This window comes from Streptomyces sp. NPDC127097 (genome assembly GCF_042724075.1).
Lineage (GTDB): Bacteria > Actinomycetota > Actinomycetes > Streptomycetales > Streptomycetaceae > Streptomyces.
Genome location: NZ_JBHXFI010000021.1, coordinates 90,578 through 112,017 on the forward strand (window position 1 = coordinate 90,578; position 21,440 = coordinate 112,017).

The following is a 21,440-nucleotide window of genomic DNA, read 5'->3' on the forward strand; positions in this document are numbered from 1 at the left end:
ACGTGCGCCCGTACGGGCCGGGTCAGGCGCCGGCGCAGCGCGGACAGATGGCGCTGGAGAGGCGGCACAGATCCACGTGCAGCCGTGCGGTTCCGCAGCCGAACGCGCCGAGCAGCGCGGATGCGGAGCGACGCGTGGCGAGCGGAGCGTGCAGCAGCATGCCCGTCCTCTTCTCGCTCACGTCGTGGTCAACCATGCGGTCATCGTATCGATTCCCGGTCCGGGTATTGGAACCTCGTCCCATGATGCGGACGATTGGTGTACGCCAGGTGGGACGCGGTCAGGAGTAGTCCGCCACGACCTCGACCTCTTCCTCCGTGACCTCGCCGTTCACGATCCTGAAGGAGCGGAACTGGAAGGGTCCGGCGTCATCGGTGTCGGCGGTGGAAACCAGGACATAGTGGGCGCCGGGCTCGTTCGCGTACGAGATATCGGTACGCGAGGGGTATGCCTCGGTGGCGGTGTGCGAGTGGTAGATGATCACCGGCTCCTCGTCCCGGTCATCCAGCTCGCGGTAGAGCTTGAGCAGGTCGGCGGAGTCGAACTCATAGAAGGTGGGCGAGCGGGCGGCGTTCAGCATCGGGATGAACCGCTCGGGCCGGCCGCTGCCCGCCGGGCCCGCGACCATGCCACAGGCTTCGTCGGGGTGGTCCTGGCGGGAGTGCTCGACGATCTGGTCGTAGAGGGCCTTGGTGAGGGTCAGCATGGCGCCAAGAATAGCCAGCGGGCCCGTATGTACCGAAGAGTGGTACATACGGGCCCGCATGCTGGACAGCCGGGCGGATTCGCCGGCGTCCGGGGTGCCGCCTCAGCTCTTGGCGTCCGCGCCGGCCGCCAGGAGCGCCGCGTCCCGCCGCTTGATGCAGAGGTAGCCGACGCCCAGGATGAGCGCCCACACGGGAGCCGCGTAGAGGGAGATCCGGGCGTCCTTGTCGACGCCCATCATCACGATCACCATGCCGATGAAGGCCAGCGCGAAGATCGAGGTGAAGGGGCTGCCGGGAGCCTTGAACTCGGACTGCGGCAGCTCGCCGCGGTTCGCCTTGGCGCGGTAGCGCAGCTGCGAGGCCAGGATGACGATCCACGCCCACATACCGGAGATGGTGGCGAAGGAGACGACGTAGTTGAACGCCTCACCGGGCCACTGGTAGTTGATGTAGACGCCGAACAGCATCATCGCGACCGAGATGCCGGTACCCCAGGTGGGCAGGCCGTTCTTGCTGAGCCTGGTGAAGAACTTCGGGCCCTGGCCGTTGAGCGCGAGGTCGCGCAGCATCCGGCCGGTGGAGTACATGCCCGAGTTCGCCGAGGACAGCGCGGCGGTCAGCACCACGAAGTTGACGATGCCCGCACCGGCCGGCAGCCCGATCTGCTGGAAGGCGGCGACGAACGGGCTGACGCCCGGCTTGAAGGCCGTCCAGCTGACGACGGACAGGATGATGATCAGCGCGCCGATGTAGAAGAGGCCGATCCGCCACGGCACGGTGTTGATCGCCTTGGGCAGGACCTTCTTCGGGTCGGTCGCCTCGCCCGCGGTGACGCCGACGAGTTCGACGGCGAGGAAGGCGAACATCACGATCTGGAGCGTCATCAGCGTGCCGCCGATGCCCTTGGGGAAGAAGCCGCCGTCGGACCACAGGAGCGTGAAGGAGGCGGTGTCACCGGCGTCGGAGAAGCCGAGGGTGATCACGCCGAGGCCGATCAGGATCATGCCGATGATCGCGGTGACCTTGACCATCGAGAACCAGAATTCCAGCTCACCGAAGATCTTCACGGAGATCAGGTTGATACCGAAGAGCGCACACGTGAAGACGAGTGCCGAGGCCCATTGCGGTATGTCCTTGTTCCAGTACTGCACATACGTGGCGGCGGCGGTCACTTCGGTGATGCCGGTGACGACCCAGAAGAGCCAGTACGTCCAGCCGGTCACGAAGCCGATGAACGGGCCGAGGAATTCGCGTCCGTACTCCGAGAAGGAGCCGGAGACGGGCCGGTACATGAGCAGTTCGCCCAGGGCCCGCATGATGAAGAAGATGACGAGGCCGACGATGGCGTAGGCGAGGACGATGCTCGGCCCGGCCATCGAGATCGCCTTGCCGGCCCCGAGGAACAGGCCGGTACCGATGGCGCCGCCAATGGCGATCATCTGGATCTGACGGTTTCCCAGCCCCCGCTGGTAGCCCTCCTCGGGCTCCTGCCCAGGTGCCTCATTACCGTCGTGCTGCTTGTCGACCTGCACAGAGGTCATCAGTGGTGCGCCTTTCTCCATTCCGACCCGGTCTGTCCGGATCGGGTCCCGATCCCCCCGGATGGAGTTCCTGCACGCCGACGGTCGGCCGGCTCAGCGCTCCCGCGGCGACAGGGGTGGCGTCGCTCACGGCAGGTCGTGAACATTTAACACGGGCCATCGAAGATCGACTACAGATGGCGCGAACCGAACCACCGGGAAAACAGGACAAGTTGCGCAAACAGCAGCAAGGCGCACGGGGCCAGTGACGCGATCGTTATCCGGATTTGAGCATCCGCTGAGCGAACACTCGGCGAATTCCCGGGGTGGTACGCCCGAATTTCAGCCCATCAGTGACTCGACGAGCGTCTCCTGAAGACCGCCGAGCCAGAGATACGCCATCACCATCGGCTTGCGGGGGTCGCTGTCCGGCAGCCGCAGCAGCTCGCCGCCGTCCTCCTCATCGGTGACTTCAAGCCGCGTCCCGATGGCCAGCCTGAGGTCATTGAGGGCCCCCAGCCACTGCCGGCACTCGGCGGGCTTCAGCCGCAGCTCCGCGCTGCCGCCCTCGGGCGCCAGGGTGTCCAGCGCACGGATCAGCGCGAGGGCGTCCTCCCGCTTGCGGGAGCGCAGATCGTTCTCGGTGTAGCGGCGGAATTCGGCGGAGGCGGCGCGGACGTCGTCATCGGGGACGAGGTCGGGCCCGCCGTAGGCATCGGGGAAGAAGCGGGCCAGGACCGGGTCGGCGGGCGGCTCGCTGGGGCCGTCGTTGAAGACCGACGCCAGCAGATCGTCGCTCTCGCTCTCCCCGGCCTCCTCGCCCGGACCGATCAGCTCCATCAGCTGGACCGCGAGGCTGCGCAGGATGGAGATCTCGACCTCGTCGAGCGGGACGGCGGCGCCGCCGTCGGGCAGCGGCTCGAAGTGCCCGCTCATCGACGGTCCTGCTGAAGGGTCGCCCACAGGCCGTAGCCGTGCATCGCCTGCACGTCGCGCTCCATTTCCTCGCGGCTGCCGCTGGAGACCACCGCGCGGCCCTTGTGATGGACGTCGAGCATCAACTGGTGCGCCTTGTCCTTGGAGTAGCCGAAGTACGACTGGAAGACGTACGAGACATAGCTCATGAGATTGACCGGGTCGTTGTGGACGATCGTGACCCACGGGACGTCGGGTTCGGGGACCTCGAAGGGAGCCTCGCTCGACTCGGGACGTTCGATCTCGACCGGGACACTGAGCGTGCAGCGATGCGGCCGGAGCGTGGTCGTGGGTGACGGGTGGGCGCTCACAGGCCCCATGCTGCCACCCGGGGGCGGAGGACGCACAAATGCCCCTCGCGCGGGCCGCGTCGACTAGGGGGTGCCTTTCGGATCAGGGCGGATCAGGGAGCGGGGTCTGGTGCGTGCGATCGCAAGGCGGAGGAGGGAGTCGACGCGGAGCGGTTGGGGTCTCCCCTGCTCGAGCGAAGCCGAGAGCTTGGGGAAGAGTGACGACAACGCGGCATGGGGGTCCCCCCGCGCCGTTCAGGCGTGGGGGAGTGCGTGCCAGACCCCGCGAGCCCGCCCTGGTCCGAAAGACACCCCCTGAGCGGCACGGGGCCGTCCCGGGCGGTCTTTTGTGCCTCTCGGAGCACTATCGTCAGAGTGACGAGTATCAGGGGTAGCATCGTCCCCATGAACACAGCAGACCTGGGGCTGCCGGTGGCCGTGCCGTCGACTGCGCTCTTCACCGACCAGTACGAACTCACCATGCTTCAGGCCGCGTTGCGGTCCGGCACCGCGGACCGGCGCTCGGTCTTCGAGGTCTTCACCCGGCGGCTGCCCGAGGGCCGCCGCTACGGCGTGGTGGGCGGCACCGGCCGGGTGCTGGACGCGGTGGAGAACTTCCACTTCGACGAGACCATCCTCGGCTTCCTGCGCGAGCGCGGCATCCTCGACGAGCCGACCCTGGAGTGGCTGGCCGGCTTCCGCTTCCGCGGCGATATCTGGGGCTACCCGGAGGGCGAGGTCTACTTCCCCGGCTCCCCGGTCATGCGGGTCGAGGGCACCTTCGCCGAGGCGGTGCTCCTGGAGACGGTGATCCTCTCGATCCTCAACCACGACTCCGCGGTGGCCGCGGCGGCCTCCCGGATGGCGGTGGCGGCCGGCGACCGCCCGCTGATGGAGATGGGCGCCCGCCGCACCCATGAGCTGGCGGCGGTGGCCGCGTCCCGCGCGGCTTACGTCGGCGGCTTCCACACCACCTCCGACCTGGCCGCCGGCTTCCGCTACCACATCCCCACCGTCGGTACCAGCGCGCACGCCTTCACCCTGCTGCACGACACCGAGCGGGACGCCTTCACCGCACAGGTCGACACCCTCGGCAGCGGGACCACCCTGCTCGTGGACACCTTCGACGTCACCGAGGCGGTGCGCACCGCCGTGGAGGTGGCCGGCCCGGAACTCGGTGCCGTACGGATCGACTCCGGCGATCTGCTGCTGATCGCCCACCGGGTGCGCCAGCAGCTGGACGAGCTGGGCGCCACCAGGACCAGGATCGTGGTCACCAGCGATCTGGACGAGTACGCCATCGCCTCGCTGGCCGCCGCACCGGTGGACGCGTACGGCGTCGGCACCCAGCTGGTGACCGGCAGCGGGCACCCGACCTGCTCGATGGTCTACAAGCTGGTCGCCCGCGCCGACAGCGAGGAGCCCGGCGCGCCGCTGCGGCCGGTCGCGAAGAAGTCGATGGGCGCCAAGACCTCGCTCGGCGGCCGCAAGTGGGCCGCGCGCCGGCTGGACGCGGACGGCGTCGCCGAGGCCGAGGTCATCGGCACCGGGCCGGTCCCCGCCGAGCTGGCCGACCGGCAGCTGCTGGTGCCGCTGGTGAACGCCGGCAAGGTGGTGGCCCGCGAGCCGCTGGACGCCGCCCGCGACCGGCACATCGCCGCCCGGGCCGCGCTGCCGCTGTCGGCGACCCAGCTCTCCCGCGGCGAGCCGGTGCTGGCCACCGAGTACGTCTGACCGGGCGCCGCCGGCGGGGCGCGGGGTGCCGGGCGGCGGCCGCCGTACGCCGCGCCCGGCGCCCGCCGTCCCACCGGACTCCGCCCCACTCCCGCAATCCCCGTCCAGTGACTACCCTCGGTCACACCACCCTCGCGCCCCTCCCCGATTCCCAGCCGGAAGGCACGCACCATGCACCGGGCATTGATCGTCGTCGATGTACAGAACGACTTCTGCGAGGGCGGCAGCCTCGCGGTGGCGGGAGGTGCGGATGTCGCGGCGGCCATCACCGATCTGGTGGGCCAGACGGCGGGCAGCTGCTACCGCTATGTCGTGGCCTCCCGGGACTACCACATCGACCCCGGTGACCACTTCTCCACCACCCCGGACTACGAGCACTCCTGGCCGGTGCACTGTGTGGCCGGCACGGAGGGCAGCGGGTTCCACCCCAATTTCGCCCCGGCGCTCGCCTCCGGCGCCATCGACGCGGTCTTCGACAAGGGCGCCCACACCTCCGCGTACAGCGGCTTCGAGGGCGTGGACGAGAACGGGACCCCGCTGGCGGACTGGCTCCGCGCGCACTCCGTCACCGAGGTCGATGTGGTCGGTATCGCCACCGACCACTGTGTCCGCGCCACCGCCCTGGACGCGCTCCGCGCCGGGCTGCGCACCCATGTCCTGCTGGATCTGACCGCCGGGGTGGCCGCGCACAGCACCGAGCGGGCGCTGGCGGAGCTGCGCGCGGCGGGCGCCGAGCTGACCGGCGAACCGGTCCTCATCGACGCCTGAGGGGCCCCTCAGGCGGCCGGACGTTCGCTCCCCTCGACCGGCTCGGTCTCCGCCGAGGGGCGGGCCGGCTGGGGCCGCAGCAGCGCCCGTATGGGATGCCAGGACTCGGTGTCGTCCTCCGGGGCCTCGCGCCAGACCAGGCCGTCGGGATGGTGCAGCACGGCCGTGATCTCGTCGGGCGTGGGCGGCTCGGTGTTGCCGCGCAGGTAGACGGACCGCAGACCGAGGTTGCGCAGCCTGGTCAGGGCGCGCTGGCGGTTCACGGCGTGGACCAGGACCCGTACCCGGCAACCGCAGTCGTAGAGGCCGGCCCGTGCGCCGTGCGGCGGTCTGGGCAGCGAGAGGGCGACCACCACGCTTCCGCCGGGAAGCCTGATGAAACCACCACCGGACATCTTCATATCTCCCCCGTGAGACTTCGCGTCAACAAGGAACTGTAGAACGCATCTAAACGCTAATCGGCCGCCGCCCGCTAGTGGGCGACGACCGAACAGCATCTGACCTGCGGTTTTACCTTTTACTTACCGGCAGAGCCGACCCGCAGCGTCACCGTGGAGCCGTCCCGGGCCTCCTTGGTGATCTTGATCCGGGTGTTGGTGTCAGAAACGATCACACCACCGGTCGGGTTCGCCTTGTCGTAGTAGACGCCGTGCCGGTCGTCGAAGAGCGTCACGCCCTTCTTCGAGGTGATCTTCACCGGCTTGCCGTCCCGGTGCAGCGTGAGGGCGTCGGTCGGGAAGCGGGTGAAGGTCGAGTCGTAGGACTGGAAGCGGTTGCGCATCAGCTTGCCGTCCGCCCAGTGCTCGGCCTTGGGGTGCGCGTCGACCGGCAGGATCTGCCCGTGGCCCGGGTGCTGGCCGACGTTGTTGTCCGCCTGCGAGGTGTCCCACAGCCAGATCAGCACACCGTTCTGGTACGGGAAGTGCTCCACCCAGCCCGGCTTGGCGGTGGTCCAGCCGAAGTTGTACGGGCCGACCTTGAGGGTCTTGTCGTACGACACGTACTGCCGGTTCTCGGCGATGTAGTACTGCGGGTAGTCCTTGGTGAAGGACGCGCCGAGGCGCGAGAAGCCCTTGGCGGTCCAGCCGTTGTCGTCGCCCTCGGCGTTGTCGCTGAACAGCGGCTTGCCGTCGGCGACCACGCTGACGGTGTCGGCCGCGAAGCCCTTCTGGGCCGCGCCGCCGTCGGTCTGGTAGCGGAAGCGCAGGTCGATCTTCTTGCCCGCGTAGGCGTCCAGCGGGTAGACGAGGTCCTGGTAGGCGGCGACGGTGCCGGTCAGGGCGGGCTTGTCGCTGCCGTCGCGCGGGATGGCCTTGCCGGCCGCGGTGCCGTCCAGGGCCGTCCAGTTGCTGCCACCGTCGGTGGAGACCTCGGCGTAGAGGTAGTCGTAGTCCTTCTCGATGTCCCACCAGCCCTTGAGCGTCAGCGACGCCTTGGCCTTACCGGTGAGGTCCACCGGCCGGGACAGGGTGTTCTTGAGGTTGTCGCCCATGTTGCTCCACCACTGCTTGGAGCCTTCCGCGGGCTGCACGATGTCGGTCTTGACCGACTTGGCCGGCAGCTCGACGACCACCGCCTGCTTGTTCTTGGTGTTGTACTCGGCGACGCCCAGCTTGTGGGTGGACTTCTTCGCGGCCTTCGCCTTGCCGTAGTTGAGCCAGCCCAGCTGGAGCTTGTCCCAGGCGCTCATGTCACCGGGCAGGTCACCGATGGAGTCCTTGCCGGTGCCGAGCCAGGAGCCGCCCGACATCAGCGACCAGAAGTCCACCGAGGACTCGCCGGTGCCGGAGGTGTCGTACTCGTCCGGCAGGCCCAGGTCGTGACCGTACTCGTGGGCGAAGACGCCGAGTCCGCCGTTCTCCGGCTGCATCGTGTAGTCGCCGACCCAGATGCCGGTGTCGCCGATCTGGGTGCCGCCCGCCTTGTTCGCGCCGGGGCCGGTCTTGCCGGCGTCGGTGCCGTACGCGTACCAGCGGTGCGCCCAGATGGCGTTGGTCTTCTGGACACCGCCGCCCGCGGACTCGTCCTCACCGGCGTGCACGATCTGGAAGTGGTCGATGTACCCGTCGGGCTCGTTGAAGTTGCCGTCGCCGTCGTGGTCGTAGCGGTCCCACTGGTCGTACTTGGCCAGATCGGCCTTGATCTGCGCGTCGGTGCGGCCGGCCGCCTTCTGGTCCTTGGCCCACTGGTTGACGCCGTCGCGGATCAGGTCCCAGGCGCTGGAGCAGTTGGTCTGGCCGCAGTAGTTGGACCCGTAACGGGCCTCGTTCCAGTCGACCTTGACCCAGTCGGAGACCTCGCCCTGGACGGAGTAGCGGCCCGAGGACTGCTTCTCGTAGTACTTGGCCAGGGACTGCTTCTTCTTGTCGTGCGAGAAGTAGAGGTCCTGGAAGTGCTTCCGGTTGAAGTCCTTCTGCCAGGCCGTGCTGTTGTCCTTCGCACGGTCCGGCTGGGCTATCTGGTTGTGCGCCGGGCCGGGGTCGCCGCCGTACTTCTTCACCGGGGGCTTGGGGCCGTCGCCGTCCGGGTCGAACATCGTGGTGTCGTCGACCTTGTCGCCGAAGTCCACGAGGACGGTGAAGATCTTGTCGGTCTTCTGCCGGGCCAGCTCGACGTACTTGCTCTTGCCGAGCTTGACGACCTTGGAGCCGTTCCGCTCGGTCGCCTTGGCGTCGCCGGAGATGACCTGCTGGAGCGCTTCCTTGCGCTGGGCCGCCTGCCGGGCCGTGAACGGGCCCTTCAGGTCGTGGTCCACGGCCCGCTCGGGAGCCGGGTCATGACGCTTGGCGACCGGCGACGGTCCCTGCGCGTCGGCCGTCGCCACCCCCGAAGAAAAAGCGGCCGCCCCGATCGCGGCGATTGCCGTGGCCAGGGCGGCCGATCTGAACACCCTTCTGCTGTCTCTCACTTGGCGCTGTCCTCCCCATCGAACCGGTCACTGTTCGAGGGCATTCGACCGGAAGTACGATGAAAAAGACAGATCTTGACTTGGGCACGTCAGCGAAGTACGTTACTCGGTCCGCGAGTTGCGGCTATCGGACATCGCGCGGCGGCATGCCGCCGCGCGCGCAATCGCCGGGCAGGGGCCCGGTGTAGGCCCGGCGTATATGCCCGCCGGGCATGCGCCCCCGCCCCCAGCAGCCATGACGGCGGGCCGCCCGGAAAGTCACCACGGCGTTGTGCGCCCCCTGTGCCCCGAACCGTGGGTTAGGTCACGCTTACCCGGCGTTCCGCTCGGGCATTGAGGACCGTAGGCTCCTTTGCCGGCGCGCCCTGACCGACACCCCCCTGCCGACCCTTCCGAGGACGGATCCGCCATGCCTCGTCCGACCGCCGCACAGCTCGCCTACGGTTCGGCCACCGTCTTTTTCTCCACCCTCGCGATGCTGCTGCTCTCCCAGACGGAGACCGGCATCGGGGTCGCGGTCATCGCCATCGCCGGGCTCGGGCTCGGGCTGCTGGTCGCCATGACGGTGCCGATGCCCGGGGTGTCGCGGGTGGTCCGCCGGCATGTCGTACGGAACGGGTCGCCCGCCCCGTCGCCGGCCGTTCGCACGCCGGCCGAGCGCCCCCGGTCCGCCGCCTGGAGCGGCCTGGCCCGGTCGGCCGGTGCCGGTGAGGCCCGGATCGGCGAGCACTCACGCTGAGCCGGTGGCCGGCCCCGTCTCCGTGGACACCACCACGGTCTTCGCCGCCTTGTCGTGCAGACACTGCTGATATGGCTTGTCCCAGGTGCACCACAGCACGTTGATCAGCCAGAAGATGAAGCCGCAGCACGGGATGATCTCCGGCAGCGAATAGACCGCGGCCCGCACCCAGCCGGGCTGGCCGTGCGGGATCGACCCGTCCGCGAGCATCGCCACCCGGATCTTCATCGCCATTTTGCCGACGGTCTGGCCGCGGCTGCTGAGCATCAGGCCCTCGTAGATCAGATACGCCAGCAAGGTCACGCCGGAGACCGTGGACTGCCGGCCGGCCATGTCCCCGTCGGTGGTGAAGAAGTCCACCCCGCCGACGATCGCGGTCATGATCAGCCAGACCGGCACCCCGACGATGATCGCGTCGATGATGCGCGCCACGAGCCGGCGGCCGCGGTTCGCCAGCGGCGGCATCCCGGCCAGCGGATCGGCCACGCCGTACTGCCCGCCGTAGGGATCCCCGGCATACGGGCCACCGCCGTACGGGCCGCCCGCGTACGGGCCGCCGGCACCGGGCGGCGGGGTGCCCCCGGGCGGCGGAGTGCCACCGGGCGGCGGGCTGCCCCAGGACGGCGGGGTGCCCTCCGGGGGTGGTGGCGCACCGCCTTCACCGCCCGTACCGCCGCCGCCCGAACCGCCGCCGTGCGGCGCGTTGTTGCGGGGCGAGCCGTTCTCCCGGGGCGCGCCGTTGCGGGGGGCCTCGCCCGCCGGGGGCTCCTGCGGCTTCTGGAACGGATCGTTCTCCGGCGGCTCACCGGGGCCGGGCCGGGGCTGGTCGGTGCTCATGGCCCGAGTCGACGCCATCTCGCGGCCCGCCGCATCCGGCGAGGTCCGTTCGGGGGAACGGCGGCCGCGGCGGCCCGCCCCGCGCCGGCGGTCAGCCGGACGCGACGAAGGTCCGGGCCAGCTTGTCGTGCCAGCACTGGCGCCACGGCCGGTCGAACAGGCACCAGACGACGTTCAGTACGCCGATGGCGAGGACGCCGAGCACGCTGTAGAGGAACCAGCGCTTGAGGGCGGCGCCGAGGGTCGGGGTGTCGTGGCTCTCGATGTCGAGGACCCGTACGCCGCACAGCTTCTTGCCCAGGGTGCGGCCCCACTTGAGGGTCGGCAGCGCCTCGTAGAGCGCACCGCCGATCAGCAGGACGGCCAGGATGGTGGCGAAGACCGGCATCGTGGTGCCGTCGACCAGATAGACCGTCACCTGGCGGCCGGACTGCTTGGCCGCCTCGACCTTGGCGTCCAGGTGGTCGGTGACCGTGCTCCACATGGGGACGGCGACCGCGGCGGTGAGCGCGCCCAGCACCAGCGTGTCGATCAGCCGGGCCGCGAACCGGCGGCCGAGACCGGCCGGGTGGCCCTGCGCGGCCTGCGCCATGGCGGCGAAGGGGTCGGCGGCGGCCGGCGGCTTCCAGGGGATGACCCCGTCGGCGTCGGCGCCCTGCGGACCGGGCGGCGCCGCCGCGGCACCGCCCTGCGGCGGCACACCGGCGGCGGGTGCGGCGGCCTGCCGTCCGGGCTGCTGCTGCACCGGGGCCTGCGGGGCGGGGTTCTGCGGGGCGGGATTCTGCGGGGCGGGACGCTGCGGTGCGGGGCTCTGCTGGGCCGGGCTCTGCGGCGCGGGGCTCTGCTGGGCCGGCGTCTGCGGGGCCGGGCTCTGCTGGGCCGGCGTCTGCGGGGCCGGGCTCTGCGGGGCGGGACGGCTCTGCGGGCGGTCGCCGCCGGCCGGCAGCGACTGCGGGGCGGCGTCATCGGGCGCGACGGACGGGGTCCGGCCGCCGCCCGCGACGCGGATCGCCATCGTCTCGTTGCCCTTGGCGGGCTTGCCGCCCTCGGGCCGTACGGCGCGGATCGCGGTGGTGCCCTGGTCGCCGGAGTTGCCGCGGCGGGCGGCCGGGTTCACGGCGCGGATGGCGACCGTCCCGTCGGACGGGACCCCCGGGCCGGGCGAGGGGGCGCCGGGCACCTCGCCGGCCGTGGCGTCCGCCCCCTGTCCCTCACGCTGCGGCGGCACCGCGCCCCAAGAGGCCGCGCCGGACGGCGTACCGGCGGGGGCCTGGTCCGGTGAGCCCCAGGAGACCCGGCGGTCGGGCTCCCCTCCGAAACCGGCCTGCCGGGAGGCGTCGGCCTGCCAGGCGGCGGCCGATTCGGGGCTGGTGCCGTGCAGCCGGGCCGGGTCGTCCCAGCTCGCGGGGGCGATCTCACCGCTCCGGCGGACGGCGGGCACCGCGGAGCCGCCGGCCGCCTCCTCCTCGTCGAAGAAGACCGGGCCGGTCTCCTCGACGGCGGGTGCGGGGGAGGGCGACGGGGCCGCACCGGGCGGCGGGGCGGGCATCGCCTCGCCCTCGGCGGGGGCGGGCCGGCTGGTGCCCGGCACCCACGCGGCACCGTTCCAGTACCGGATGTAGCCGGGGATGGACGGGTCCGGGTAGAAGCCTGGCGTGGGGCTGCCGCCGGCGGATCCTGAGGTAGGGGCGCTCATATCCGAAGTCCCGTATCTGTACTCGGCCTGGTGGGTGTGGGGTGCAGTCTGCCGCAACGCGGCGTCCACATCTATCAGACCCCGGGTTCCCACGGGGCCGGTGCCCGCCGACGACCACCTGGAAGAGGCGCGGGAAAAAAGTTGTACGAAGTCGTGTAAGAGTCCGGCGCCCGGCGGCTCTCTCTCCGTGCGGGACCGGTCTCGGGGCCCGCAGGGAGCGAAGAGAGGCGGACCCCATGCACACCGTGGTGGAAAGAGAGCTGGAGCTGGGCCTGGTCCTGTCGCCGGAGCACAGCATTCCGGTGGCGGCCCGGCTGAGGTACCGGACGGATGACCCGTACGCCGCCCATGTCACCTTTCACATCGGTTCGGACTCCCCCGTCAGCTGGACGTTCGCCCGCGAACTGCTGATCGAGGGCGTCTTCCGGCCGTGCGGTGACGGCGATGTGCGGGTGTGGCCGGCGAAGCCGGCCGGCCGCAGTCTGGTCTGCATAGCGCTGGACTCGCCGGACGGGCAGGCCCTGCTGGAGGCGCCGGCCGCGGCGGTCTCGGCGTGGCTGGAGCGCACTCTGCGGGTGGTCCCGCCGGGGTCCGAGCGGCGGCATCTGGGCCTCGACAAAGGGCTGAGCGCGCTGTTCGCGATGGCGTCCGGGGACGAGTTGCGGCCGGGCGGCCCCTGGCCCACGGACGAGTCCCCGGACCCCGCGGCGTAAGGGGTGGTGGACGAACGGGCCGCCGGGGAACGGGGGTTGACGAGGCGGCAGCCGGGCCGGGGGGTGCCGCGGCGCCGGGCGCGGGTGGCGCCCGGTGCCGTACGGCCCGGCGGTGCCTCAGCCCCGGTATGCCTCCAGCAGCCGCAGCCACGCCTCGCTGATCGTGGGGTAGGAGGGCACCGCGTGCCACAGCCGCTCGATGGGGACCTCACCGGCCACCGCGATCGTCGCGGAGTGCAGCAGCTCTCCGACGCCGAAGCCGACGAAGGTGGCGCCGAGCAGCACCTCGCGGTCCAGGTCGACGACCATCCGGGCCCGGCCGCGGTAGCCGTCCGCGTACAGGGACGCCCCGGCCACGGCCGACAGGTCCTGGTCGACCACCCGGGTGCGGTATCCGGCCTTCTCGGCCGCGGCGGCGGTCAGGCCCACCGAGGCGGCCTCCGGGTCGCTGAAGACGACCTGCGGGACGGCGCGGGTGTCCGCGGTGGCGGCGTGCGCGCCCCAGAGGTCGGACTCCAGGATCGGGACACCCCGGGCGCGCGCGGCGATCGCGGCCCCGGCGATCCGGGCCTGGTACTTGCCCTGGTGGGTGAGGAGGGCGCGGTGGTTGACGTCGCCGACGCCGTAGAGCCAGCCGCCGGTCACCCCCTTCACCCGCAGGCTGTCGTCGACGTCCAGCCAGGAGCCGTGCGGCAGTCCGACCGTGTCCAGGCCGATGTCCTCGGTGCGCGGGGCCCGGCCGGTGGCGATCAGGAGCTCATCGGCGACGATCTCGTCCCCGGAGTCCAGCAGGACGGTGACCGGGCCGCCCGGGGCTTCCCGGCGTACCTCGCGCACCTCGACACCGGTCCGCAGGAAGACCCCGGCCTCGGCGAGCGACTCCGCGACGAGGTGGCCGGCGAACGGCTCCATCCGGGGCAGCAGCCCGTCACCGCGGACCAGCAGCGTCACGGAGGCACCCAGGGCCCGCCAGGCGGTGGCCATCTCGACGCCGACCACACCGCCGCCGACCACCACCAGCCGGCCCGGCACGCTCTTGGCGCTGGTGGCGTCGCGGCTGGTCCAGGGCCTGGCCTCGGCGAGCCCGGGGATGGGGGGCAGCACCGCGCGGCTGCCGGTGCACACCGCGACCGCGTGCCGGGCGGTGAGCACCCGGCCGCCGTCGACGACCACTCTGCGCGGCCCGGCCAGCCGCCCCTGGCCGCGCACCAGGTCGATACCGGCCGAGTCCAGCCAGCGGACCTGCCCGTCGTCCTTCCAGTGGGAGGTGATGGCGTCGCGATGGGCGAGGACGGCGGGCGCGTCCAGGGGGCCGTCCACGGCGTCCTTGAGGCCGGGCACCCGGCGGCCCTCGGAGCGGGTGGTGACCGGGCGCAGCAGGGCCTTGCTGGGCATACACGCCCAGTAGGAGCATTCGCCGCCGACCAGTTCGCTCTCCACGATCACCGCGCTCAGCCCGGCGGCATGCGCCCGGTCGGCGACGTTCTCACCGGTCGGCCCGGCTCCCAGCACAATGACGTCATACGCCTCATCAGCGGCTTTGGTGGCTTCGGTCGCTGCCATCGGCTCTCGCTTCCTGCGTGGGCATGAGGTGGCCCGCTGGGGCCCGGCGGTCCTTCTGGCCATCCTCAGCCCAACGGGCCGTCAGCGCATCCGGCGTTCGACGGCTTCCTTGGCCTCGGCGAGTCCGGAGCCGGTGACTTCGCGGTGCACCTTGATCGCCTGGATCTTCTTGCCCTGCGACAGCAGCTGGTCGATCTCGGCCATCCGGGCGGGCTGCGGCTCCTCCAGGCCGGCGTGCGCCAGCAGCAGGTCCACCTTGCTTTCCAGCCGGTGGAGCCGGCGCTCCAGCGTCCTGGCGCGGCGGTCGGTGGCCGAGATCAACATGACGGCGGCGAGCGCGAGAAGGGCGATGACTACGGGGAGAACGGAATCCATGGCGACAGCCTATGAGGCGGCGGCACGTGCCATGAACACGGCAGTCGCGGCCGGGCCGTGCACGGTGCCGCGGACGGCCGGTGCGCCGTCCGTGAGGATCTCGCACTCGGCATAGGCGTCCGGCCCGTCGAGGGTGAGGGTGAGCATCGGCATGGCGCCCACCCCGCGCGCGTCGGTCACCACGAACCACGGCAACTCCGGCCGGGTCACCTGCTCTTCGCGGCCGGAGTCCCCGGGCGCCTGGACGGCGTAGGTGATGTCGTCGACGCCCTGGCCGGTCACCCGGAAGGTGACCATGCCCTCGCCGGGTCTGTGCGGATCGTTGATCGTCATGGGGGCAGTCAACCGCCCTTCCCCCTGCCGTGTACATCCGGGTCGCGGTCCAGGTCAGGGCAGATGCCAGATCTTGGTGGTGATGAGGAAGAAGACCGCGGCCCAGAACACCATCACCCCGGCGACGAGGCCCAGTCCGACGAGGTTCGTCCTTGCCCGCGGTGCGTCCGGGCGGGGCCGCAGCCACCGCCTGAGCAACGGGTTCACATAGAAGGGCATGGTCACGAAGCTCATGATGAAGCTCGACAGCAGGTTGCCGATGAGCAGGTTCAGCCAGAGCGGCAGGTGCGCCGGTGACAGGGCGAGCGTCAGCAGCACCACGGTCGGGTAGAGGCCGACCCAGACCGCGACGGAGGTCTTGGTCTCCGAGGGCGGCGGTGCTTCCCTGCCGTTCTCCTCGAAGGCGAACCAGCTGCCGAACGAGTTGTCGATCGTGCGCATACGGAAGTCGTGGAACTTCTCGCCCTCCGCGAGGACTTCCTTCCGCCTGCCCGAGGTCAGCCAGGCGTCGAGGTGCTCGGCGCTGTCGAAGCGGTACAGCGTGGTCCATTCGTCCTGAAGGCCCTCGACCGGACGGAACAGCTCGGTGCCGCGGAAGCCCTCGAAGCTGCTCTCCTCCTCGTCCATCCGGCGCTGCCAGGCGAGAAAGGCGTCGACATGGTCCGGGTGGACGCGGTGCGTGACGACGACGGTCACCAGCGGGTCCGGTGGGTGGGTGCCGCCGCTGACGACCTGCTGGGTCGCCGGGCCATCGAGGTATTTCCGGCCGCGGTCGAGAAAGCGCTGCCGGGTGGCGCTGTTGATCCACGCCTGCAGGTGGGCGATCGAGTCGAACCGGTAGACGACCACCCAGTCGGGTTGCAGGGAGGTCGGCCGGGAGATCTCGGCGCCGAGGAAACCCGCGTAACCGGCGGCCGCGGCATTGAGCTCCTCCTGCCACGCCTCGAATTCCCGCTCCAGTCCGGCGCGGACCTTCTGACCGATGATGACCGTCGCCTCGGCGCCCGCCGGCTTTTCGGCGGTCATGTGCTCAGCCCCGTCGTCACCGGCCGGCTTTCGCTCAGCTGTTGGTAAATCCGTTCCGGTGTCAGGGGCAGGGCGCGGCAGCGGACGCCCGTGGCGTCGTGGAGCGCGTTCGCCAGCGCCGGGGCCACCGGATTGATACAGCATTCCGCGATCCCCTTCGACCGCAGGGGCCCGACGGAATCCGAGGAGTCCACCAGCAGCACCTCCGTGCGGGGAATGTCGGCGTAGGTGGGGATGCGGTAATTGCGGAAGTTCGGGTTGACCATGACGCCGTGCGCGTCGACATGGTGGTTCTCGGTCAGGGCGAAGCCGATTCCCTGGGCGACTCCGCCTTCCACCTGGCCCCGGACCTGCGCGGGGTTGATGATGACGGCGGCATCGGTCGCCTGGACGCTGTAAAGGATGCGGATCTCGCCCGTCACCGGATGGACGGCGATACGGAACCCCTGCGCATTGGAGGTGACGCTGCGGGGTGAGCCATACGCCTTACGGGCGGCGGAGAAACGGATGCCGCGCGCCCGGGCGGTGGCGACGAGTTCCGCCAGCGGCACCCGCCGGTCACCGCAGACGACACCGTCGTCATCCATCGAGCACATCACGACATGGACGCCGGTGTGGGCGGCGGCGAATTCCAGGATGCGGTCGCGGACGGCATTGGCCGCGCGGAGCACCGCATTGCCCGCCACGAAGAGGCCGGCACTCGCGAAGGCACCGGTGTCGAATCCCGTGCGGTCGGTGTCGGACTGCACCAGGCGAATCCGCGACGGCGTCGTGCCCAGCTGGTGGGCCGCGATCTGGACATGCGCGGTCGAGGTGCCCTCACCGAATTCGACGGTGCCGACGGCGAGTTCGTACACGAGGTCGTCGCCCAGCGTCACCCAGGCTTCCGAAAGGTGTTCGGTCGGCGGTGCGGTCTCGTGCAGGGAGCTCGCGACGCCGGCCCCGACCAGCCACCCGGGGCCGGGGGACGGCTCCCCGGCGTTCCGCGCCATGGCCTCCCCCACCAGGTCGAGGCAGGTGGCGAGTCCGTCCTCGGTGAACAGCACGTCGTCGGGGCCCTCGTCCATGGAAATCAGCGGATCGCCCGGCCGCACGATATTGCGGCGGCGCAGTTCGAGCGGATCCATGTGCAGGGCGAGGGCGAGTTCGTCCATCGCGCATTCCACGGCGAACGCCGGCTGGGTCATCCCGTAACCGCGCAGGGCCCCGCTCGGCACCGTGTTGGTATAGACGGAGAACGCGTCGTACTTCTTGTTGGGGCAGCGGTAGATCATGACGGCGGCGCCGCCCGCGTACAGCGTTTCGCCGGCGTGGTTTCCGTAAGCGCCGGTGTTCGAGACATTGCGGACCTGGAGCGCCGTGAGCCTTCCGCTCGCCGTCGCGCCGAGTTTGACCGTCAGCGTCATGGGGTGCCGTGGCGAGGCGGTGGTGAATTCCTCTTCCCGGGTGTATTCGAAGCAGACCGGCCGCCCGGTGTCGAGTGTGGCGAGCGCGGCCAGATCCTCCGAGATCACTTCCTGTTTGCCGCCGAATCCGCCGCCGACGCGGGCGCAGAACACCCGGAGCCGGTCGGGGCGCAGCGCGAACAGATGGGCCAGTTTGACCTTGGCGATCGACGGTGACTGCGAACTGGTGCGGACGTTCAGCCGGCCGTCCTCCATCCAGGCGATCGAGCCATGGGTCTCCAGATGCGCGTGCTGCACCCGCGGGGAGAAGTACGTGCCCTCGTGAATCACGTCCGCCTCGGCGAATCCCGCGTCGATATCGCCGATCTGTGAATGGATCTCGACCAGGGTGTTGTGGACGGGGTCCAGGACGAACGGATCGACCGCCTCGTGCAGTTGGGGCGCCCCGTCGGCCATGGCCTCTTCGGCGTCGAACACCGCCGGCAGCACCTCGTACTCCACCTCGACCCGGCGGCAGCCCTCCTCCGCCGCCCCGACGGTGTCGGCCAGGACCGCGACGACGCGCTGGCCGACGAAGCGGACGGTGCGGTCGAGGAGGCAGGTGTCGTCCGGATCCACCAGATGGTCGGTGTGGATGGCCGTGGTGAAGCGTCTGCGCGGCACGTCTTCCCAGGTGTAGACCCGGTGCACGCCGGGGACCGCGAGTGCGGCGGTCTTGTTGATCGAGACGATCCGGGCGTGCGCGTGGGGCGAGTGCAGCACCTTGAGGTGCAGCATGCCGTCGAGGTGGGTGTCCATCGTGAAGGCGGCCCGGCCGGTGACCACCTCCTCGGCCGCGGGCGCGCTGACGCTCGTGCCGACGGCCTTTCCCGGCGCGGCCTTCGCCACGCCGACGACGCCCTTCACGGCGTCCTCGATCCCCCGGTAGCCGGTGCAGCGGCAGAGGTTGCCCTTCAACGCCCGTGGCAGGTCCGCCTTCTGGGCCTCGGTGAACGTGGCCGATGTCATGATCATTCCCGCGGTGCAGAAACCGCACTGGAATCCCGGGGCGTCGCGGAACTGCCGCTGCACCGGATGCAGATCGCCGGGTGCGCCGAGCCCTTCGATCGTCGTCACCTCACGGCCCTCCGCGCGGAAGGCGGGGGTGATGCAGCTGTGTACGGGAGCGCCGTCCAGCCATACCGTGCAGGCACCGCAATCGCCCGCGTCGCACCCCTTTTTGACGCCGAAGTGGCCCAGTGCGCGGAGAAAGGTGCGCAGGCACTGACCGGGGTCCGGTTCCCCGTCGAAGCTCTTGCCGTTCACGCGGTAGGTCATCCCGGGCTCCCCGCCATGAGTTCGCGACGGATTTCCTCGGCGAAATGCCGGGTCAGATGCCGGCGGTGACCGGGCGTCCCGTTGGGATCGTCGAACCAGATATCGGCGGGGAGGTCATCGATGCGCTGCCGCAGCGTCCGGTCATCGGGCAGGGCCTCGAAACCGATGCGTACCGGGCGGGTCGTCCCGGCGGTGACGGTGAGCAGCAGATCGCTCGTGCCCGGCGTCTGCGTACCGATGAGGAAGACCGTCGAACGGCCGAGGCGGGTCAGCGAGAAGCGGCGGTGCGCGGTGCGTTTCCGCAGGGCGTGCGCGGGAATGTCGATGCGCCGCAGGATTTCCCCGGGCGCCAGAATGTTCTCGTTGTTGCCGGTCACGAAGGAGAGGGCATCGACGGTGCGGGCGGTCCCGTCGGCGGCCCAGAGTTCGTACCGCGCCTCCAGTGCGACCGTCAGCGTGATCATGGGGCCGGCCGGCAGGGACATACAGATATTGCCGCCGACGGTGGCCGCGCTCCAGACCTTGAACGAGGACAGGAACGCCTCACAGCTCTTGGGGAAAAGCGGGGCCGCGATCCACTCCGCCGGCAGCTGACAGGCGTACAGATCGCGGATGGTGCAGGTCGCGCCGATGCCGAGGCCCGCCGCGCTCGGGACGAGGGGGTCCCAGCGCAACGCCGTCAGATCGATCAGGCGGCGCAGTTCTGGCTGCTCCACGGAGTACAGCCAGGTGCCGCCGGCGAGCCAGGCATCACCCGGGTGCCAGTCCGCGCCCGGCCGGGCGGCCGGGCGGCGGACGACTTCGGTGACGGTGTGGAGGTCCATGGGAATTGCTCTCCCTCACGACGAAAATCGTGCGCGCGGGCACCATCGAGCGGCGGAATCCCGGTACTGGCCGCTGCGGTCGGACTTCTCATGAATGGACCGTCGGGCGCGGTAATTCTCGTTCAGGATAGGCAGAAGGGTCCGCCCCCGCCACGTCAGGAACTCGGCGGGACCGCACGCTCTCTGCGCGTGCTGACGACGACGGGTAAAATACGCGGCCGCGCGGAAAGGAATGGCGCCGGGCCGGCTTCAGAAAGGCCCGTGCACGGTCAGGAATACCCGGGCGCCGGAGAAGACCGAGCGCTTCGGCACATCCCGTGGACCTCAGAAAAGCTTGCCCGGGTTGAGAATTCCCAGCGGGTCGAAGACATCCTTGATGCCGCGCTGCAATTCCAGCCCCACCGGCCCCAGTTCGCGCGCCAGCCACTCCTTCTTCAGGACTCCGACCCCGTGCTCACCGGTGATGGTGCCGCCCAGCTGGAGGCCGAGCGCCATGATGTCGTCGAAGGAGGCGCGGGCCCGGCGGGACTCGTCCGGGTCGGCGGCGTCGAAGCAGACCGTGGGGTGGGTGTTGCCGTCCCCCGCGTGCGCGCAGACGCCGATGGTCAGGCCGTACTTCTCGGCGATGGCGGCGGTGCCGTCGAGCATCTCGGCGAGCCGGGAGCGCGGGACGCACACATCGTCGATCATCGTGGCGGATTTGACCTTCTCCAGCGCGGTCAGCGTCAGCCGGCGGGCCTGGAGCAGCAGATCGGACTCGGCGGCGGTCTCGGCGGGCACGACCTCGGTGGCGCCGGCCGCGGTGCACAGCGCGCCGACGGCGGCGAGGTCGGCGGCCGGCTCGGGGGTGTCGAAGGCGGCCAGCAGCAGCGCCTCGGTGCTGTCGGGGAGGCCCATCTGCGCCATGGCGTTGACCGCGCGGATGCTCGTCCGGTCCATCAGCTCCAGCAGTGCGGGGGCGTGGCCGCGGGCCATGATCTCGCAGACGGCTTCGCAGGCCGCCGCGGTGGAGGGGAACTCGGCGGCCAGCGCGAGCTGCCCGGGCGGCTCCGGCTTGAGCGCGAGGACGGCGCGGACGACGATGCCCAGGCTGCCCTCGGAGCCGACGAACAGCCGGGTGAGGTCGTAGCCCGCGACGCCCTTGGCGGTGCGCCGGCCGGTGGTCAGCAGCCGCCCGTCGGCGAGGACCACGTCCAGGCCGAGGACGTACTCGGCGGTGACGCCGTATTTGACGCAGCACAGGCCGCCGGACGCGGTGCCGATGTTCCCGCCGATCGAGCACTCCTCCCAACTGGAGGGATCCGGCGGGTAGTAGAGGCCGTGCTCGTTCACCGCGCGGGACAGCACGGCGTTGACGACACCCGGTTCGACCACCGCGATCCGGTCGACGGGATTGATCTCGATGATCCGGTCCATCTTGACCAGCGAGAGCACCAGGCAGCCGTCGGAGGCGTTGGCGGCGCCCGACAGCCCCGTACGCGCGCCCTGCGGGACGACCGGGACCCGCAGCTCGGTGGCCGTCCGCATGATGTGCTGGACCTGCTCGACGGTGCGCGGCAGCACGACCACGGCGGGCGTCCCGGCCTCGCAGAAGCTCGCCATGTCGTTGGCGTAGGAGCCGGTGATGTCGGGGTCGGTGAGGATCGCTTCATCCGGGAGCCCGGCGCGCAGACGTGCGATGAGGTCCATACCCTCAGCCTCGCATCCGC

Annotated in this window: 20 protein-coding genes; 4 read left to right on the forward strand and 16 right to left on the reverse strand. The window is 70.6% G+C overall.

Annotated elements, in window-relative coordinates:
* Positions 1-22 precede the first annotated feature (22 nt).
* The 5 genes from ACFWJW_RS18320 to clpS all read right to left on the reverse strand — a co-directional run bounded on the left by ACFWJW_RS18320 (position 23) and on the right by clpS (position 3,513).
* Positions 23-196 carry a putative leader peptide gene (locus ACFWJW_RS18320; protein ID WP_387241857.1) on the reverse strand — a complete coding sequence of 58 codons (174 nt, stop codon included), beginning with the start codon at positions 194-196 and terminating at the stop codon, positions 23-25.
* Between the two features lie 84 nt (positions 197-280).
* Complete coding sequence (locus ACFWJW_RS18325) at positions 281-706, reverse strand: Mov34/MPN/PAD-1 family protein (protein WP_387241860.1); 426 nt, start codon at positions 704-706, stop codon at positions 281-283.
* A gap of 102 nt (positions 707-808) precedes the next feature.
* Positions 809-2,248 (reverse strand): amino acid permease, encoded by a 1,440-nt coding sequence (locus ACFWJW_RS18330; RefSeq protein ID WP_387241863.1) that lies wholly within the window; start codon positions 2,246-2,248, stop codon positions 809-811.
* A 321-nt stretch (positions 2,249-2,569) separates the two neighbouring features.
* Positions 2,570-3,163 carry a DUF2017 domain-containing protein gene (locus tag ACFWJW_RS18335; RefSeq protein ID WP_387241866.1) on the reverse strand — a complete coding sequence of 198 codons (594 nt, stop codon included), beginning with the start codon at positions 3,161-3,163 and terminating at the stop codon, positions 2,570-2,572.
* Positions 3,160-3,513, reverse strand: a complete 354-nt coding sequence (gene clpS, locus ACFWJW_RS18340) for an ATP-dependent Clp protease adapter ClpS (RefSeq protein WP_018091297.1) — start codon at positions 3,511-3,513, stop codon at positions 3,160-3,162. Before clpS ends, ACFWJW_RS18335 begins: the two co-directional genes overlap by 4 nt.
* 384 nt (positions 3,514-3,897) lie before the next feature.
* On the opposite strand from clpS, the gene ACFWJW_RS18345 reads away from it, so the two are divergent.
* Together ACFWJW_RS18345 and ACFWJW_RS18350 are read left to right on the forward strand one after the other, a co-directional pair.
* Complete coding sequence (locus tag ACFWJW_RS18345) at positions 3,898-5,226, forward strand: nicotinate phosphoribosyltransferase (protein ID WP_387241869.1); 1,329 nt, start codon at positions 3,898-3,900, stop codon at positions 5,224-5,226.
* Positions 5,227-5,397: 171 nt separating this feature from the next.
* Complete coding sequence (locus ACFWJW_RS18350; RefSeq protein ID WP_387241872.1) at positions 5,398-5,994, forward strand: isochorismatase family protein; 597 nt, start codon at positions 5,398-5,400, stop codon at positions 5,992-5,994.
* A gap of 8 nt (positions 5,995-6,002) precedes the next feature.
* On the opposite strand, the gene ACFWJW_RS18355 is transcribed toward ACFWJW_RS18350, so the two are convergent.
* Positions 6,003-6,389, reverse strand: a complete 387-nt coding sequence (locus tag ACFWJW_RS18355; protein WP_387241875.1) for a hypothetical protein — start codon at positions 6,387-6,389, stop codon at positions 6,003-6,005.
* 122 nt (positions 6,390-6,511) lie between these two features.
* Complete coding sequence (locus tag ACFWJW_RS18360; RefSeq protein WP_387241878.1) at positions 6,512-8,902, reverse strand: immune inhibitor A domain-containing protein; 2,391 nt, start codon at positions 8,900-8,902, stop codon at positions 6,512-6,514.
* 409 nt (positions 8,903-9,311) lie between these two features.
* On the opposite strand from ACFWJW_RS18360, the gene ACFWJW_RS18365 reads away from it, so the two are divergent.
* The gene (locus ACFWJW_RS18365) at positions 9,312-9,641 is read left to right on the forward strand and encodes a hypothetical protein (protein WP_387241881.1); all 330 of its coding nucleotides are present in this window, start codon (positions 9,312-9,314) and stop codon (positions 9,639-9,641) included.
* Here ACFWJW_RS18365 and ACFWJW_RS18370 read toward each other — a convergent pair.
* Both ACFWJW_RS18370 and ACFWJW_RS18375 read right to left on the reverse strand, forming a co-directional pair.
* Positions 9,633-10,478, reverse strand: a complete 846-nt coding sequence (locus tag ACFWJW_RS18370; RefSeq protein WP_387241884.1) for an RDD family protein — start codon at positions 10,476-10,478, stop codon at positions 9,633-9,635. The genes ACFWJW_RS18365 and ACFWJW_RS18370 overlap by 9 nt on opposite strands.
* Positions 10,479-10,569: 91 nt before the next feature.
* Positions 10,570-12,174 carry an RDD family protein gene (locus tag ACFWJW_RS18375; protein ID WP_387241887.1) on the reverse strand — a complete coding sequence of 535 codons (1,605 nt, stop codon included), beginning with the start codon at positions 12,172-12,174 and terminating at the stop codon, positions 10,570-10,572.
* A 236-nt stretch (positions 12,175-12,410) separates the two neighbouring features.
* On the opposite strand from ACFWJW_RS18375, the gene ACFWJW_RS18380 reads away from it, so the two are divergent.
* Complete coding sequence (locus ACFWJW_RS18380) at positions 12,411-12,887, forward strand: SsgA family sporulation/cell division regulator (RefSeq protein ID WP_387241890.1); 477 nt, start codon at positions 12,411-12,413, stop codon at positions 12,885-12,887.
* Positions 12,888-13,004: 117 nt separating this feature from the next.
* Here the strand turns inward: ACFWJW_RS18380 and ACFWJW_RS18385 are convergent, their stop codons facing one another.
* The 7 genes from ACFWJW_RS18385 to ACFWJW_RS18415 all read right to left on the reverse strand — a co-directional run bounded on the left by ACFWJW_RS18385 (position 13,005) and on the right by ACFWJW_RS18415 (position 21,420).
* The gene (locus tag ACFWJW_RS18385) at positions 13,005-14,450 is read right to left on the reverse strand and encodes a dihydrolipoyl dehydrogenase family protein (RefSeq protein WP_387241893.1); all 1,446 of its coding nucleotides are present in this window, start codon (positions 14,448-14,450) and stop codon (positions 13,005-13,007) included.
* A gap of 81 nt (positions 14,451-14,531) precedes the next feature.
* Positions 14,532-14,825 carry a ribosomal protein L7/L12 gene (locus ACFWJW_RS18390; RefSeq protein WP_387241896.1) on the reverse strand — a complete coding sequence of 98 codons (294 nt, stop codon included), beginning with the start codon at positions 14,823-14,825 and terminating at the stop codon, positions 14,532-14,534.
* 9 nt (positions 14,826-14,834) lie between these two features.
* Positions 14,835-15,158: a hypothetical protein gene (locus ACFWJW_RS18395; RefSeq protein WP_387241899.1), complete on the reverse strand. Its 324-nt coding sequence runs from the start codon at positions 15,156-15,158 to the stop codon at positions 14,835-14,837.
* Between the two features lie 54 nt (positions 15,159-15,212).
* Positions 15,213-16,184 (reverse strand): antibiotic biosynthesis monooxygenase, encoded by a 972-nt coding sequence (locus ACFWJW_RS18400; RefSeq protein WP_387241902.1) that lies wholly within the window; start codon positions 16,182-16,184, stop codon positions 15,213-15,215.
* Positions 16,181-18,907, reverse strand: a complete 2,727-nt coding sequence (locus ACFWJW_RS18405; protein ID WP_387241904.1) for a molybdopterin-dependent oxidoreductase — start codon at positions 18,905-18,907, stop codon at positions 16,181-16,183. The genes ACFWJW_RS18400 and ACFWJW_RS18405 overlap by 4 nt, the downstream gene beginning before the upstream one ends.
* Positions 18,904-19,731, reverse strand: coding sequence for an FAD binding domain-containing protein (locus ACFWJW_RS18410; RefSeq protein WP_387241907.1), 828 nt, complete (start codon positions 19,729-19,731; stop codon positions 18,904-18,906). Before ACFWJW_RS18410 ends, ACFWJW_RS18405 begins: the two co-directional genes overlap by 4 nt.
* A 324-nt stretch (positions 19,732-20,055) precedes the next feature.
* Positions 20,056-21,420 (reverse strand): FAD-binding oxidoreductase, encoded by a 1,365-nt coding sequence (locus ACFWJW_RS18415; RefSeq protein ID WP_387241910.1) that lies wholly within the window; start codon positions 21,418-21,420, stop codon positions 20,056-20,058.
* Between the last annotated feature and the right edge of the window lie 20 nt (positions 21,421-21,440).

Coding starts and splice junctions, on each gene's coding strand:
- ACFWJW_RS18320 (WP_387241857.1), bottom strand. CDS start 196: ATGGTTGACCACGACGTGAGCGAGAAGAGGACGGGCATGCTGCTGCAC.
- ACFWJW_RS18325 (WP_387241860.1), bottom strand. CDS start 706: ATGCTGACCCTCACCAAGGCCCTCTACGACCAGATCGTCGAGCACTCC.
- ACFWJW_RS18330 (WP_387241863.1), bottom strand. CDS start 2,248: ATGACCTCTGTGCAGGTCGACAAGCAGCACGACGGTAATGAGGCACCT.
- ACFWJW_RS18335 (WP_387241866.1), bottom strand. CDS start 3,163: ATGAGCGGGCACTTCGAGCCGCTGCCCGACGGCGGCGCCGCCGTCCCG.
- ACFWJW_RS18345 (WP_387241869.1), top strand. CDS start 3,898: ATGAACACAGCAGACCTGGGGCTGCCGGTGGCCGTGCCGTCGACTGCG.
- ACFWJW_RS18350 (WP_387241872.1), top strand. CDS start 5,398: ATGCACCGGGCATTGATCGTCGTCGATGTACAGAACGACTTCTGCGAG.
- ACFWJW_RS18355 (WP_387241875.1), bottom strand. CDS start 6,389: ATGTCCGGTGGTGGTTTCATCAGGCTTCCCGGCGGAAGCGTGGTGGTC.
- ACFWJW_RS18365 (WP_387241881.1), top strand. CDS start 9,312: ATGCCTCGTCCGACCGCCGCACAGCTCGCCTACGGTTCGGCCACCGTC.
- ACFWJW_RS18370 (WP_387241884.1), bottom strand. CDS start 10,478: ATGAGCACCGACCAGCCCCGGCCCGGCCCCGGTGAGCCGCCGGAGAAC.
- ACFWJW_RS18375 (WP_387241887.1), bottom strand. CDS start 12,174: ATGAGCGCCCCTACCTCAGGATCCGCCGGCGGCAGCCCCACGCCAGGC.
- ACFWJW_RS18380 (WP_387241890.1), top strand. CDS start 12,411: ATGCACACCGTGGTGGAAAGAGAGCTGGAGCTGGGCCTGGTCCTGTCG.
- ACFWJW_RS18385 (WP_387241893.1), bottom strand. CDS start 14,450: ATGGCAGCGACCGAAGCCACCAAAGCCGCTGATGAGGCGTATGACGTC.
- ACFWJW_RS18390 (WP_387241896.1), bottom strand. CDS start 14,825: ATGGATTCCGTTCTCCCCGTAGTCATCGCCCTTCTCGCGCTCGCCGCC.
- ACFWJW_RS18395 (WP_387241899.1), bottom strand. CDS start 15,158: ATGACGATCAACGATCCGCACAGACCCGGCGAGGGCATGGTCACCTTC.
- ACFWJW_RS18400 (WP_387241902.1), bottom strand. CDS start 16,184: ATGACCGCCGAAAAGCCGGCGGGCGCCGAGGCGACGGTCATCATCGGT.
- ACFWJW_RS18405 (WP_387241904.1), bottom strand. CDS start 18,907: ATGACCTACCGCGTGAACGGCAAGAGCTTCGACGGGGAACCGGACCCC.
- ACFWJW_RS18410 (WP_387241907.1), bottom strand. CDS start 19,731: ATGGACCTCCACACCGTCACCGAAGTCGTCCGCCGCCCGGCCGCCCGG.
- ACFWJW_RS18415 (WP_387241910.1), bottom strand. CDS start 21,420: ATGGACCTCATCGCACGTCTGCGCGCCGGGCTCCCGGATGAAGCGATC.